Consider the following 12,602-nt stretch of genomic DNA (forward strand, 5'->3'; position numbering starts at 1 on the left):
AGCTGGATGCAGTACGCATGAACGCGGAATGGATCCCCGCCTACGCGGGGAATTAATTGGACAATCTAAACCTTCTGTTCCAGGCGCCGATCCTATCGCTCGGGCTGATGCTCGATGGCGTGTTGATCGGCGCCATTTTCGCGCTCGCTGCCTTTGGCCTCGCTCTCGTGTGGGGCGTGATGGGCATCATCAACGTCACGCAAGGCGAATACGTGATGCTGGGCGGGTACGTGACCTACGTCCTGTCGAAATACGGGATGCATCCGTTGGCGACGATTCCAATCGCCGCCTTTGTCTTATGGATCGTCGGCTGGGTGCTCTATCGCACCGTGGTCAACCGCATCGTCGGGCGCGACATGTTCATCTCGCTGCTGGCCACGTTCGGCATCAGCCAGGTGTTGGCGCAGGGCATGAACCTCGCCTTTGGCGCCGCACCGGTCACGGTCGATGCCGGGCTTGGTACGATCTTCTTCTTTGACGGCGAGCTGACGATTTCGGGCATCCGCGTCGTCGCGTTCGCGCTGTCGATCGTGATCGCTCTGTCACTGTGGATGTTCCTGCGTCGCTCGCGGCTGGGACAGTCGATCCGCGCCACGGCGCAGAATCCGCGCGCCGCGCGCATCCTCGGCATCAATGTCGACAAGGTCTATGCGCACACCTTCGCGCTCAACGCCGCAATCTGCGGCGCAGCGGGTGCGCTGGTTGCGATGGCAATCATCGTCGGCCCGACCTTGGGGCTGATCTACACGCTGCGCGCGTTTCTGATCGGCATTCTGGGTGGGCTCGGCAGTGTCATCGGTTCGCTGCTCGCCGGCACCGGCCTTGGGGCTGCGGAAAATCTGTTCGGCTTTCTCGCCGGCAGCGAATTGCAGCAGGCCTTCACCTTCTTGCTGCTGGTCGCGATTCTGGTTCTGCGCAACTGGCGCCTGCAGCGGCAGCGGAAATATCTACGATGAGCTCGACACCGCGTTGGCTGTACGTCGTGCTGCTCGCCGTCGGCGTGTTTGCACCTGTGTTGTTGCCGCAGATCGCCAGCCAGTTGGCGTTCTTGTGGATCATGGTCGTGTTCGCGCTCGCCTGGGACATTATGGGCGGGCGAATGGGCTACAACTCGTTCGGCAACATCCTGTTCTTCGGCATCGGTTGTTACGCGCTGGCGGTGTTCCAGCGCGATCTCAATTGGGGTGGCTATTGGGTCGCCTTGCCGATCGGTCTGGTGTTCGCCGGTATCCTGGCGTCGCTTGCAGCCGTGTTCTTCGGCGTCGGCATGTTGGGCCTGCGCGAGAAATATTTCGCGGTCGGCACGTTGGGGCTCGGCGTTGCTGCCGGTGAGATCGCTGCCAGCTGGGATTATATCGGCGCAGGTGGCGGGCTTTCGACGACACTGATGCCGGTTGCGGGCAACGCCAACGTCTATTGGGCCTATATCGCCTTTGCGACCGCGGTCGTGACGTTCTTCGCGTTGAAGCGACTCTATGTCGGCCGTATCGGCCTGGCGTTGGGCGCAATTCGCGATGACGAAGACAAAGCCGAAGCGATGGGCCTGCCGACGACGCGCGTGAAGACGCTGGCGTGGGCGGTGTCGGCGTTCCCGCTCGGTGTTGCGGGCGGCATCGTCGGCAACATGCAGGGCTTCATCGATCCGCGCGACATTGCGTTCGCAGGACCGACGTACGGCACCTGGATGATTCTGATGGCGATCCTGGGCGGCCGCGGCACCTTGTGGGGGCCGGTGTTGGGCGCCTTCGTGTTTCAGATCACCAAAGAATTGTTCTGGGTCTATCTCGCCGAATGGCAGCGCATTGCGCTGGGCGTGTTGATCGTCGCGATCGTCGTGTTCTTCCCGCGCGGCATTCTGGGCTGGGCGCGCGAACGCTGGCCGCAACGGTTTGGCGTGCGCGTTGTGGAGACGCCGGCATGAGCACACTGCTTGAAGTCACTGGCGTCTCGAAAGCGTTCGAAGGCGTCAAGGCCAACACCGACGTGTCGATTCGCGTCAATGCGGGCGAGATCGTCGGGCTGATCGGTCCGAACGGATCGGGCAAGACGACCTTGTTCAACTCGATCGTCGGCTATCACCCGGTCGATGGCGGCACGATCCAGTTTGCAGGCAAAGAGATCACGACGCTGCGCGTTCCCGAGATCGCGCGGCTTGGCTTGCTGCGCACGTTTCAGCAGACGCGCGTCTACAAGCAGATGAACTGCGTCGAGAATTTGCAGATCTCGACCCCGGCGGCGCAATTGTCGACCGCCAGCCTGTTCGTGCGCGTGCCGAAACCGGTGACCGAAAAAGCCGAAGCCCTGCTCGATTTCGTCGGCCTGTCGTCGAAGCGCTATTTGCTGGCCGGCGATCTGTCGTTCGGACAGCAGAAGCTGCTGGAATTCGCGATGGCGTTGATGAGCGAGCCCAAGCTGCTGCTGCTCGACGAACCGACTGCGGGCATCAACCCGACCTTGATCAACGGGCTGATCGACCGGCTGCGGCGCGCCAACGCCGAGTTCGGCGTCACCTTGCTGGTGATCGAACATAATATGCGCGTGATCATGAATCTCGCGACGCGCCTCTATTGTCTGGCGCAGGGCAAGATCCTGGCTGAGGGCGCGCCCGAAGCGGTGCGCCAGGATCCGCGTGTCATCGAAGCCTACTTGGGCGGGCACTAATGAGCAGCATCAGCGGCTACGGCGAAGGCACGGTCGACGTCGTTCTGACGGCAGACGCAGTCGCAAAGGCAGCGTCCGAACTGAAACGCCGCGCACCTTCGCGCGCGCAGATCGACACGCTCGCCAACGACGCACCGTTTCTGTCGCTCGAAGGCTTGAAAGCGGGCTATGGCCGCATGGAAATCCTGCACGGCGTCGACATGGCGGTGGCGAAGGGTCAGTCGGTTTGTCTGATCGGCCCGAATGGCGCGGGCAAGTCGACGGTGCTGCACACGATCTTCGGCATGACGTCGATCTTTGGTGGTGCGGTGAAGGTCGGCGGCACCGACGTCACGCGCATGACCTCGGACAAGAAGCTGGCGCAGGCGGGGATCGCGTACATCCTGCAGGACAATTCCGTCTTCCCGCAGATGACGGTCGAAGAGAATTTGCTGATGGGCGGCTATTTGCTGCCGTCGCCCAAAGCGGCGAAAGAAGCAGCCGAGCGCGTGTTCGAAAAATACGACCGTCTGGCCAAGCGCAAAAACCAGCGCGCCGGCGTGTTGTCGGGTGGCGAACGCCGCCTGCTCGAAATCAGCCGCGCGCTGATCATGAATCCGGAAATCCTGCTGGTCGACGAACCGTCGATCGGCCTCGAACCGCGCTTCATCGATCAGGTGTTCGAAATCTTGAGCGACCTGCAGCGCAAAGACGGCAAGACCATCGTGATGGTCGAGCAGAATGCGCGCAAAGGACTCGAATTCGCCGATCTCGGCTACGTGCTCGTCGCGGGTGAAGTTGCGCTGGCCGGGAAGGGCAGCGAGCTGTTGACCGATCCGGACGTGGGGCGTCTGTTCCTGGGCGGATGACTGAAGCCCAAACGTCGCCGGCTGCACTGCGCAACCGCGATCCCATTCTCGCCATTCTGCGCCGCGTCCTTCCCGATCGCGGCCTCATCCTCGAAATCGCCAGCGGCACCGGCGAACATGCGGTGCATTTCGCTGGCGCGCTTCCCGGGATCCGGTGGCAGCCGAGCGATCTGTCGGACGAGGCGCTGCGCAGCATCGAAGCGCATGCGCAGATCGCGCAACTGCCGAACCTGCTGCCGTCGATCACGCTCGACGTGACCAAAATGCCGTGGCCGGTCGAACAGGCCGACGCGATCCTCTGCTGCAACATGATCCATATCGCGCCGTGGGAAGCTGCGCAGGGACTGTTCGCGGGCGCCGGCCACGTGCTGCGGGCTGGCGCCGCGATGGTACTCTACGGTCCGTTTCGCGAGAGCGACCGCCCGACCGCGCCGAGCAACGAGTCGTTCGACGAAAGTCTGCGTCTGCGGAACCCTGCCTGGGGCCTGCGCCGGCTCGAGGACGTCAAAGCGCTCGCCGCTTTGAACGGTCTGCAGTTCGTCGAGCGCATCGACATGCCTGCCAACAATCTCAGCGTCGTCTTCCGCCGTACCTGATCGCGCCGAATCCGAGCAACGCGGCGCCGAGGATTGCGACGCTTGCGGGTTCCGGCACAGCGGCGGGCGTGAAGTCATAGATCAATTCGAGCGTCAGCAGCGCACCCGTATCATCGGCGATCGGTATACCGCGCCCCTCCAGTGTCGTATCGCGGTTGGCGCTGATGAAGACGCGCAGGCCGATCGTGCCGTTGCCGAGATAGGACGTGACGTCGCCGAGAGGATAGTCGAGCGTCGGCCCCCAGTCGCTTTGATTGGTGAGCGTCACGGGGCCAGCGTCTGTCGTGAATTGGTGGCTGGCAAAGAACTCTGTCGGTGCGGTGTCGATCGAAGGTGACAGTGACGGTGCTTCGACGGCCAGGAAGAAGCCGCGCTGATACGCGATGTACGAGCTGGGCCCGCCAGGTTCTTCGCCGTCGCGAAGCACCGCAGTGATGCTGCCGAAGGTCGTGCCGAAAACGCGATAGGTGACGCCGGTCAACATACCCTGCGACGGATCGAATTGCTGAAACGACGGCTTATAGATGTATTCATACTGTGGATCGCTGGCGCGGCTCGTCCAATCGAGCCGCTGCACGATCTGATTGGCTGACGCGGGTAGAGCAAGCAGCGCGGCGAGCAGGGCGAAAGAGACTGTGCGGAGCATCGATACCTCCGCCACTTCACCAGCAAATACCGGGCCGATACAGAAAACGCGCCGCTCCTTGCGAAGCGGCGCACCTCTTCTGTCAAATTCCCCGACGCAAGATCAGCGCTCGGCCAACCCTGCGATGATCGGCAGGCGTGCGGCACGAAAGGCGGGGAGCAGGCCGCCGATCAGACCGATCAACATGCCCTGCACCAGGCCCTGTTCGACCAATTTTGGCGACATTTCGAACTTGAACACGATCTGGGTGAAGCTCGCACCCAGACTGGGGCGTTCGTCATCTCGACGACGTCAAAGACCTCGCCGCGTCGTACGCGCTGCAAGTCGAAAAGCGGATCGAGATGCAAGCCAACAATTTGCTGCTGGTGTTTCGCCGCTACCGCAGCTGCGCGCGAAGCCGTGCTTGCACGCTGCGCAAGCGCGTCCGCAGCGAGAAATCCTTGGCGATGAAGCCGAGCTGATAGAGCAGACCGGTCGCGAGCAGAAACGCCAGATCGAACGGCAGCGTTTCGAGCAGCAGCAGCGTGACGCAGAAGATGAGAACCAGATAGGCCCAGCGCCGTGCGCGCTGGGCCAGTCCGGTGATTACATTATCGCTCGGCAAGGCCGGCAATGATCGGCACGCGCGCGGCGCGGAAGGCGGGCAACAGACCGCCGATCAGACCGATTGCCATGCCAAGAACCAGGCCTTGTTCGACCAGCTTGGGCGACATTTCGAACTTGAACACGACCTGCGTGAAGCTCGCGCCCAAGGTCGTCGCCGACAGACCGTCAAAGAAGATCCAGGCGGCCAACGCACCGATGCAGCCGCCCACTGCGGCCAGCACCAGCGATTCCACCAGCGTGCCGACGAAGGCGGGAAAGCCGCCATAGCCGATGGCGCGCAAGGTCGCGATCTCACGCGTGCGCGATAGCACCGCGCTATACATCGTGTTCAGCGCGCCGGCGAGCGCACCGAACGCCATCGCGATCGCCAGCGGCCAGCCGAGATACTGAATCAGGCCCGAGGTTTGCGACGCCTGGTCCGAGAAGTACTGCGTCTCGCTCAGCACGTCGAGTTTCAGGCGCGGATCGTTGGTCGCGTAGTCCTTGAACTTCTGCAAACCATCCGGTCCGTCCAGCTTGGCGCGCACCGTCTGTACCGCAGCAGTGCGGTTGAACAGGCTCTGCACCACCGGCAGATCGGCCCACAGTTCCGACTCGAACACCGAGCCGCCGGTTTCGAAAATACCGACGACGACCCATTGCGACTTGCCGAGCGTGACTTTCGAACCGAGATCGAAGTTCTCGAACTCGCGCTGCACGCCGCGGCCGACCACCAGCTCGTTCGAGCCGCTGGCGAACATGCGGCCTTCGGCGATCTTCAGATTGTCGCGCAGACCCGCGCCGGCCGCACCGATGCCGCGCAGCGGCAGGTTCGCCTTGAGACCGGTCGCTTTCTTCTTGCCGTCGGCGATGACGAACAATTCCGGCGACAAAAGCGCATCGCCGTTTGCGTCATGCGCGACGCCGGGACCTTCGCCCAGCAGACGTACCTGATCGCGCGACAGACCCGAATTGAGTTCGGTCGTGGCGCCCGCGCGCAGCACGATCGCGACGTCGTCGCGCCCGGCACCGCGGATCGTTTGCTGGAAGCCGTTCGCCATTGCGAGGAACGATAACAGCACCAGCACCACCAACATCACGGCAACAACGGTCGAAAGCGACGGCCAGAAGCGCTGGCCGATGCTTTTGACGTTCATGCGGACAACCGCACTGACCTGACTAGCGAGGCTCATGGATCAGGTCCTTCCCAGTGCGCTGATGATCGACATGCGCATCGCGCTCATCGCGGGGACGATGCCGGTCAGTACGCCCAGCGCAACGATCAGCGCGATGCCGAACACCATAATGTCGCCGGTCATAGCGAGGCCGGGCACGAAATTGCCGGCTGCCTGTTTCATGCCGCCGATCGCGAGCGTTGCCAGGCCAAGGCCGAGCAATCCGCCCAGCGCGGCCAGCAGCAGCGATTCACCCAGCACCATTTTCAGAATGCGGGCACCGGGAAAGCCCAGCGACTTCATCACCCCGATTTCGCGGGTCCGTTCGCGCACCGCCATCGCCATCGTGTTGCCGACGATCATCAGAATCGTAATGAAGGCGGCGCCGACGACCAGAGTCACGATCAGCGCGATATTGCCGAACTGCGCGACGAAGGCCTTGTTGAACGCCTTCTCGGTGTCGGTCTGGGTTTCGTAGGGCGAATTGGCGAAGGTTTCGTCGATCTGCTTTGCGACTTTGTCGGCCAGCGAACTGCTGGTCAGGTTCAACATCATCCAACCGATCGTATCTTTTCCGAACGAGCGCGTCTCGTCGAAATAGTCGTAGCGGAAGAACATGAAGTTGGTGTCCTGGTTTTCCTTCTTCTTGTCGAAGATGCCGGCAATCGTCAGGTCCCAGACACGCGCGCCGCTCTTTTGCGAGAAGATGTTGCTGTTCATCGGCACGCGGTCGCCGACTTTCCAGCCGAACTTGTCGGCCATGGCGCGCCCGACGATGGCGCTGGTCTTGTCGGTCATGAAATTCTTGCGCGTCGCGGCGTCGACGGTAATCGCGTCGTCATAAACGTCGAGATAGGTCGTGTGATCGACCGCGAACACGACGAGCTGGTTCTTCGGCTCGGGATAGTAGCCGCCGAACCAGTTGGCGTAGCTGAGCTGCTTGACGCCTTCGATCTGTTTGATGCGCGCTGGGTAGGAGACCGGCAGCGGCTGCGTGAAGTTGATCTTGTTGACCACGACCAGACGGTCGATCGCAGCGGCCTGGTCGCCGCTAAAGGCGTTGTTGAACGCCGACAGCACGCCGAAGATTGCAAAGGCGATCAAGGTCGCGAACAACATCAGGAACGTGCGCAGCTTGCGCCGCATCAGGTTCTTCCAGACGAGTTTGAAGTCGCTCATGCCGCCAACTCCTCGCGCTCGACGAACTTGCCCTTGTCGAGATGCAAGGTGCGCTTGGCGTAGCGCGCCGCGGCGGGATCGTGGGTGACCATCACGATGGTCTTGCCCAGTTCCTTGTTCAGCAATTGCAGCATGGCGAGAATTTCGTCGGCGACCGTACGATCAAGATCGCCCGTCGGTTCGTCGCACAGCAGCAGCTGCGGATCCGACACGATCGCGCGCGCGATGGCGACGCGCTGTTGCTGGCCGCCCGACATTTCGCGCGGATAGTGTTTGGCGCGGTCGGCCAGGCTGACGACTTCGAGGGCAGCGGCGACGTTCTGCTTGCGCTGGCTTGCCGACAGTGGCTTCAGCAGCAGCGGCAGCTCGACATTCTGCGCCGCGTTCAGCATCGGCATCAGATTGTAGAACTGGAAGATGAAGCCGACATGGTCCGAACGCCATTTCGACAATTGGCGTTCGTTGTACTGGTCGATCCGTTGGCCATCGAACGAGATCTCGCCCGCGGTCGGCGTATCGATGCCGCCCAACATGTTCAGCAAGGTCGTCTTGCCCGAACCCGACGGTCCCATGATCGCAACGAAGTCGCCGCGCGGAATCGTCATGTCGAGATGTTCGAAGATCGAGATCTTCTCTTTGCCTTTGACGAAGCTTTTTTCAACGTGCGCAAGGCGGATCAGGGTATCGGACATAAGCATCAACCTCCTTTGCCCTTCGCCGCGTCCTTCTGCGCATCGCGGAAGGAAACCTTCACCGCCATGTCAGGGAGAATGCGAGGGTCTTTCTGTTCGAGACGCAGGCGGACCTTCACGGTCGCCTTTTCACGATTGGCCGTGGGCACGATGGCGATCACGGATGCAGGGATCTGCCAGCTCGGATAGGCGTCGAGCACGGCTTCGGCATGTTGGTTCGGCACAACGCGGCCGATGAAGGACTCGTTGACGTCGACTTCGACTTCGATCGAGTCCATGTCGACGATGGTGCAGATGCCGGTACGGGTGAAACCGCCGCCCGCCGACGACGGCGAAATGATTTCGCCCGGCTGCGCCTGGCGATCGACGACGATGCCGCTATAGGGCGCGCGGATCGTATATTTATCGAGCAGGCGCGTGTCGCGTTCGACCGAACGACGCGCGGTCTCCAAATCTGCTTTGGCGCGGTTGAGCAAACCGCGCAGCGAGTCCGCGCGTGACTCGGCGCGGATCATGTCGGCTTCGCTGGCGAAGCCTTGGCCGCGCAAGGTGCGCGTACGATCGCGCGTCTTCTCGGCGTCGCGCAGATCGGCTTCGGTGCTGCTGACAAAGGCTTCGGCAGAACGGGCCCGGCTTTTTGTGGTGGCGAGATCGGCTTCGGCGAGCACCGAATCGAGACGCGCCAGAATCTGGCCCGCTTCGACGCGCATGCCTTCTTCGATCGAAAGCTCGGTCACCTTGCCCGAGATTTCGGCAGCGACTGTCGCCTTGCGGCGCGCGACCACGAAGCCCGATGCGACCAGCCCGCCGCTTTCGAGCGGCACCGGTGCAGCAGCCGGCGTTTGCGCGGTCGTGGCGCCCGCCGTCGTGGTGGTTGCGGCTTGTTGTGGTTTGCTGTCGCCGGTGAAGGCGTAGATGCCGACCCCGAGTGCAACGACGGCGAGCACCGCACCACCGACACCCAGGATGCGTTTGCTGTCGGGGCCGCGCGATGCGGGGGCTGCGGCCGGCGCATCGATGCGCAGCGACCGCAACAGGGCGGCTTTGTCTTGAACCATTGTCGTCCGGATCCCTCTACTACGCGGGCAGTTCCGGGATCCGGTGCGTTAAAGTCAAGCGTGCGTGAGCGTTAATGACATCTGTCATGTACGTTCGATGCGTTCCGCCGGTCGCTCCTTCGTGCGTCCCGCACACGCCCTCAGTGTGCTCCGCACACGGCGCAGCTGGGGTCGCGTGATACTTCAATTGTCGACAATGTCGCGTTGAGCGCATCCCAAGTAAGTAAACGCCCCGACAGCGATCGGCCGATGCCGAGAATTTCTTTAATCGTCTCGGTCGCCTGCAGCACGCCGATCATGCCCGCAACGGTGCCCAGCACACCGCCTTCGGCGCAGGACGGGACTTCACCTTCGGCGGGCGGTTCGGGAAACAGGCAGCGCAGGCACGGATGCTCCGGTCCCGCATGCGGCTTGTAGGTCGAGATCTGTCCGCGGAAACGCAACACGGCGCCGGATACGAGCGTCGTACGAGCCGCGACGCATGCATCGTTGGCGGCGAAGCGCGTGCGGAAGTTGTCGCTGCCGTCGAGCACGACGTCCCAGTCGCGCACCAGCTCGACGTCGTCGGGTTCGAGCCGGCGCTTCATCGTGCGGATCGCGATATGCGGGTTGAGCGCGGTGAGCTTGGCCGCCGCGCTGTCGACCTTGGGCAGGCCGACGCCGGCCGCGTCGTGCAGCACCTGGCGCTGGAGATTGGTCTCGTCGACCAGGTCGTCGTCGACCACGCACAACGTGCCGATCCCGGCCGCGGCCAAATAGAGCAGGGCGGGCGAACCCAGGCCGCCGCCGCCGATCACGAGTACCCGGGCTTTTTTGAGCTTTTCTTGGCCCGCAGGGCCGATTTCCGGAAGCATCAGCTGGCGCGAATAGCGCCGCAACTCGTTGACCGACAGATTTTCCATCTCGTCTCCTAGACGCCCTTTTGACGGGCCCATCCGGCGCTTCTATCGTGCGCCAACAGCCGGGGTGCCGCGACCTTCTTCTGATGTAGGGCGTGGCTGAGATTACACCCGCAGAACCTGATCCGGATCATGCCGGCGAAGGGAGCTCGGAGTCATGGTCCAGAATCAATCCCTTTCAGTTGTCATCGCCGGCGCGGGCGCAATCGGCCTCGCAATCGGCTGGCGCCTGGTGCAGCGCGGCGCGCAGGTGACGATCGTCGAACGCGGCGCGTCCGGCCACGGCGCAAGCTGGGCCGCGGCCGGCATGCTAGCCGCCGGCGTCGAAACCGAGCCCGGCGAAGACGCGCTGTTCCACCTCAACCGCCGCGCCCAGCGCGACTGGCCCGACTTCGCCCGCGCGCTGCACCAGGCCAGCGGCATCGATTCCCATCTCCGTCTCGACGGCACCTTGTCGATCGCGCTGACCCGCGACGAGGTGGAACGGCTGCGCGCCGCCAAGGTGCTGCACGACCGGTTCGGCGTCGCCAGCGACTGGCTGAGCGGCGATGGAGCGCGCGAGCTGGAACCGGCGCTGTCGCCGCGCGTCGCAGCTGCGCTGCGCGTTGCCGATGATGGGCAGGTCGATAATCGCCTGCTGGTACAGGCGCTGCGCGCGGCGTTTCTCGCGGCCGGCGGGACGCTGGAAGAAGAGACCGAGATTCACGCACTGCTGCGCGAGGGCGGACGCGTCGTCGGGCTGGAGACTGCGCGCGGGTCGCGTCGCGCCGATCGCACCGTGCTGGCAACCGGCGCGTGGAGTGCCGCGCTGCTGCCGTCGCTGCCGATCCGTCCGATCAAGGGCCAAATGCTGGCGTTGGGCATGGATCCGGCGCGCCCGCTGTTGCGCCATGTCGTGTGGACACAAAAAGCCTATCTCGTTCCGCGGGACGACGGGCGGTTGCTGGTCGGTGCGACGGTCGAAGAGGCGGGGTTCGACGATCGCATGACCGCCGGCGGCGTGATGGGGTTGCTCGAAAGCGCCTGGCGCGCGCTGCCGACGATCGAAGAAGCACCGATCGTCGAACAATGGGTCGGACATCGCCCCGGCAGTCGCGACGACGCGCCGATCCTGGGCGAGGTCGAGCCCGGCCTTGTGGTTGCGGCCGGCCACCACCGCAACGGCATTCTGCTCACGCCTGTGACCGCCGAATTGATCGCTGAATTGGTTTTGACGGGTCGTGCCGATCCGTTGCTCGCGGGCTTTTCGCTCGCGCGTTTTTCTCCGAAGGCTGCATGACATGAAGATCATCAAACTCAACGGCAAAGAGACCGCGCTGGTCGAGCCCGCGTTGCTCGCCGTACTCGACCGCGCCGGCATCAGCGCATCGCAGAAAGGCATGGCGATCGCGATCAACCGCAAAGTCGTGCGCCGCAAAGAATGGGCGACGACCGAATTGCGCTCGGGCGACGAAGTCGAAGTCGTGCAACCGCTGTCGGGTGGCTGAGATGAGCCAGGACGGACTCGTCATCGACGGTATTGCGCTGCCGTCGCGGCTGCTGCTCGGTACCGGCGGCTATCCCAATCGCCAGGTGATGCTCGATGCGCTCAGCGCCGGCAACGCAGCGGCGGTGACGGTGTCGATCCGGCGCATCGACCTGGCCGGTGGTTTGGAGAGCCTGCTCGACACGCTGAACGGCACGTATCGTTTGCTGCCGAACACGGCGGGCTGCGCGACTGCGCGCGACGCGGTGTTGACGGCGCAGCTCGCACGCGAAGCGCTCGACACGGACTGGATCAAACTCGAAGTCATCGGCGACCGCGAAACCCTCTATCCCGACGTGCCGGAATTGCTGCGCGCAGCGGGCGAGCTGGTGGCCGATGGATTCAAAGTGCTGCCCTACACGACCGACGATCCGGTCACGGCGCAGAAGCTCGAAGATCTCGGCTGTGTTGCGGTGATGCCGCTCGGCAGTCCGATCGGATCGGGTCTCGGCATTCTGAACCCGCTCAACATCGAACGGATCTGTTCGCGCGCCAGCGTGCCGGTGCTGCTCGATGCCGGCGTCGGCACCGCGTCGGACGCGGCGCTGGCGATGGAGCTTGGTTGCGCTGGCGTGTTGCTGAACACCGCCGTGGCACGCAGCCACGATCCGGTCGCGATGGCGCGCGCGATGAGCCTCGCCGTGCTTGCAGGCCACGCTGCGCGCCATGCCGGCCGCATTCCCAAACGCACCTATGCCGAAGCGTCGAGCCCTGAACTTGGCTTGATCGGCGGCTGAC

The 12,602-nt window shown here is 63.4% G+C and carries 16 protein-coding genes, 1 pseudogene and 1 riboswitch; of the genes and pseudogenes, 9 read left to right on the forward strand and 8 right to left on the reverse strand.

Going from position 1 to position 12,602, the window contains the following annotated elements:
• The first annotated feature begins 56 nt into the window (after positions 1–56).
• From TMPK1_RS20575 to TMPK1_RS20595, 5 genes are read left to right on the forward strand one after another with little or no spacing between them, the layout of a single operon-like run.
• Entirely contained in the window at positions 57–956 is a 900-nt protein-coding gene (locus TMPK1_RS20575) for a branched-chain amino acid ABC transporter permease (RefSeq protein WP_420245492.1), read from the forward strand.
• Positions 953–1,921 (forward strand): branched-chain amino acid ABC transporter permease, encoded by a 969-nt coding sequence (locus tag TMPK1_RS20580; RefSeq protein WP_420245493.1) that lies wholly within the window; start codon positions 953–955, stop codon positions 1,919–1,921. The genes TMPK1_RS20575 and TMPK1_RS20580 overlap by 4 nt, the downstream gene beginning before the upstream one ends.
• Positions 1,918–2,661, forward strand: a complete 744-nt coding sequence (locus TMPK1_RS20585; protein ID WP_420245494.1) for an ABC transporter ATP-binding protein — start codon at positions 1,918–1,920, stop codon at positions 2,659–2,661. Before TMPK1_RS20580 ends, TMPK1_RS20585 begins: the two co-directional genes overlap by 4 nt.
• Positions 2,661–3,509 carry an ABC transporter ATP-binding protein gene (locus tag TMPK1_RS20590; protein ID WP_420245495.1) on the forward strand — a complete coding sequence of 283 codons (849 nt, stop codon included), beginning with the start codon at positions 2,661–2,663 and terminating at the stop codon, positions 3,507–3,509. The genes TMPK1_RS20585 and TMPK1_RS20590 overlap by 1 nt, the downstream gene beginning before the upstream one ends.
• On the forward strand, positions 3,506–4,105 hold the full coding sequence (locus tag TMPK1_RS20595) for a DUF938 domain-containing protein (protein ID WP_420245497.1): 600 nt from the start codon (positions 3,506–3,508) through the stop codon (positions 4,103–4,105). The genes TMPK1_RS20590 and TMPK1_RS20595 overlap by 4 nt, the downstream gene beginning before the upstream one ends.
• Here TMPK1_RS20595 and TMPK1_RS20600 read toward each other — a convergent pair.
• Positions 4,080–4,751 carry a choice-of-anchor E domain-containing protein gene (locus TMPK1_RS20600; RefSeq protein WP_420245498.1) on the reverse strand — a complete coding sequence of 224 codons (672 nt, stop codon included), beginning with the start codon at positions 4,749–4,751 and terminating at the stop codon, positions 4,080–4,082. The genes TMPK1_RS20595 and TMPK1_RS20600 overlap by 26 nt on opposite strands.
• Positions 4,752–4,853: 102 nt before the next feature.
• The gene (locus TMPK1_RS20605) at positions 4,854–4,976 is read right to left on the reverse strand and encodes a hypothetical protein (protein ID WP_420245500.1); all 123 of its coding nucleotides are present in this window, start codon (positions 4,974–4,976) and stop codon (positions 4,854–4,856) included.
• Positions 4,977–5,020: 44 nt separating this feature from the next.
• Here TMPK1_RS20605 and TMPK1_RS20610 point away from each other — a divergent pair.
• Positions 5,021–5,212: pseudogene (locus tag TMPK1_RS20610) on the forward strand (hypothetical protein); the annotation flags it as partial.
• Here the strand turns inward: TMPK1_RS20610 and TMPK1_RS20615 are convergent.
• The 6 genes from TMPK1_RS20615 to TMPK1_RS20640 all read right to left on the reverse strand — a co-directional run bounded on the left by TMPK1_RS20615 (position 5,128) and on the right by TMPK1_RS20640 (position 10,342).
• On the reverse strand, positions 5,128–5,355 hold the full coding sequence (locus TMPK1_RS20615) for a hypothetical protein (protein WP_420245502.1): 228 nt from the start codon (positions 5,353–5,355) through the stop codon (positions 5,128–5,130). The pseudogene TMPK1_RS20610 and the gene TMPK1_RS20615 sit on opposite strands and share 85 nt — an antisense overlap.
• Complete coding sequence (locus TMPK1_RS20620) at positions 5,342–6,529, reverse strand: ABC transporter permease (protein ID WP_420245504.1); 1,188 nt, start codon at positions 6,527–6,529, stop codon at positions 5,342–5,344. Before TMPK1_RS20620 ends, TMPK1_RS20615 begins: the two co-directional genes overlap by 14 nt.
• Before the next feature lie 3 nt (positions 6,530–6,532).
• Positions 6,533–7,690 carry an ABC transporter permease gene (locus TMPK1_RS20625; RefSeq protein ID WP_420245506.1) on the reverse strand — a complete coding sequence of 386 codons (1,158 nt, stop codon included), beginning with the start codon at positions 7,688–7,690 and terminating at the stop codon, positions 6,533–6,535.
• Positions 7,687–8,382, reverse strand: coding sequence for an ABC transporter ATP-binding protein (locus TMPK1_RS20630; RefSeq protein ID WP_420245508.1), 696 nt, complete (start codon positions 8,380–8,382; stop codon positions 7,687–7,689). Before TMPK1_RS20630 ends, TMPK1_RS20625 begins: the two co-directional genes overlap by 4 nt.
• A 5-nt stretch (positions 8,383–8,387) precedes the next feature.
• A complete protein-coding gene (locus TMPK1_RS20635; RefSeq protein WP_420245509.1) occupies positions 8,388–9,440 on the reverse strand; it encodes an efflux RND transporter periplasmic adaptor subunit in 1,053 nt (350 codons plus the stop codon).
• Positions 9,441–9,580: 140 nt separating this feature from the next.
• Positions 9,581–10,342, reverse strand: a complete 762-nt coding sequence (locus TMPK1_RS20640; RefSeq protein ID WP_420245510.1) for a HesA/MoeB/ThiF family protein — start codon at positions 10,340–10,342, stop codon at positions 9,581–9,583.
• A gap of 50 nt (positions 10,343–10,392) precedes the next feature.
• Positions 10,393–10,503: riboswitch (TPP riboswitch) on the forward strand.
• Between TMPK1_RS20640 and thiO the strand changes: the two genes are divergently transcribed.
• From thiO to thiG, 3 genes are all read left to right on the forward strand, one after another.
• Positions 10,497–11,618 (forward strand): glycine oxidase ThiO, encoded by a 1,122-nt coding sequence (gene thiO, locus TMPK1_RS20645; RefSeq protein WP_420245511.1) that lies wholly within the window; start codon positions 10,497–10,499, stop codon positions 11,616–11,618. It overlaps the preceding riboswitch by 7 nt.
• A gap of 1 nt (position 11,619) precedes the next feature.
• The gene (gene thiS / locus TMPK1_RS20650) at positions 11,620–11,826 is read left to right on the forward strand and encodes a sulfur carrier protein ThiS (protein WP_420245513.1); all 207 of its coding nucleotides are present in this window, start codon (positions 11,620–11,622) and stop codon (positions 11,824–11,826) included.
• 1 nt (position 11,827) lies between these two features.
• Entirely contained in the window at positions 11,828–12,601 is a 774-nt protein-coding gene (gene thiG / locus TMPK1_RS20655) for a thiazole synthase (RefSeq protein ID WP_420245515.1), read from the forward strand.
• Position 12,602 lies beyond the last annotated feature (1 nt).

It is taken from the genome of Roseiterribacter gracilis (assembly GCA_018332375.1).
Lineage (GTDB): Bacteria > Pseudomonadota > Alphaproteobacteria > BOG-932 > Roseiterribacteraceae > Roseiterribacter > Roseiterribacter gracilis.